The organism is Halorubrum sp. SP9, from assembly GCF_005435015.1.
Classification (GTDB): domain Archaea; phylum Halobacteriota; class Halobacteria; order Halobacteriales; family Haloferacaceae; genus Halorubrum; species Halorubrum sodomense.
On sequence record NZ_SGXU01000614.1, the window covers coordinates 1 to 285 of the forward strand.

General features: G+C 69.1%; 1 protein-coding gene and 1 pseudogene. Both read right to left on the reverse strand.

Going from position 1 to position 285, the window contains the following annotated elements:
• Window positions 1-137: pseudogene (locus tag EXE45_RS21640) on the reverse strand (cupin domain-containing protein); the annotation flags it as partial.
• On the reverse strand, window positions 134-285 hold a 152-nt coding region (locus EXE45_RS18780), incomplete at its 5' end, for an SDR family oxidoreductase (RefSeq protein ID WP_137695189.1). The gene EXE45_RS18780 and the pseudogene EXE45_RS21640, both read right to left, overlap by 4 nt.

Consider the following 285-nt stretch of genomic DNA (forward strand, 5'->3'; position numbering starts at 1 on the left):
TCGTGCATCGGGGAGCTGTGGCCCGGCGGCTTCTCGAACCACTCGAAGGAGAACCGGTCGCTGCCCGCCATCGAGACGCGGCGCCAGCCCTCGTCGGGCTCGTACGTCTCCGCCTCGTCGAACGCCACCGGCTTCATAGGTTCGCTCCGGTGGAGCCGCCGTCGATCGGAAGGGCGGTGCCGTTGACGTACCCCGACTTCGGCGACGAGAGGAACGCGACCGTGTTGCCGAGCTCCATCGGGTCGCCGATGCGTTCGAGCGGGTTCTGCGCCCAGTCGTCGAGCC